Source organism: Salmonella sp. SAL4457, assembly GCF_046548235.1.
GTDB classification, from domain to species: Bacteria; Pseudomonadota; Gammaproteobacteria; order Enterobacterales; family Enterobacteriaceae; genus Salmonella; species Salmonella enterica.
In genome coordinates, this window is the sequence record NZ_JBGDZO010000853.1 from 1 (window position 1) to 256 (window position 256).

The 256-nt window shown below is 67.2% G+C and carries 1 protein-coding gene; it reads right to left on the reverse strand.

The features are described 5' to 3' along the window. The coding region (locus ACLJNW_RS26600) for a DoxX family membrane protein (RefSeq protein WP_410961566.1) at positions 1-256 on the reverse strand (256 nt) is incomplete at both ends.

Here is a 256-nt window from a genome sequence, read left to right on the forward strand (position 1 = left end):
GCACCAGGGCGGTCAGGCGGGTACCGAGGCCGAGCAGGAGGAACAGCGCGCCGAGCAGTTCGGCCCACAGCGACAGTTCCCAGTTGAAGGCGGCGGGCAGGCGGTCGAAGGGAAAGGGGAAAGCCGACTGGATATCGCCGAACCAGTTCTCGCCGTTCCACTTTTCCCAACCGGACTCGAAGAACTCCCAGGCCAGGAACAGTCGCAGGGACAGGTCGGCGCTCCAGCCGCCGCAGCGGTCGAGCAGGGCGAAGGG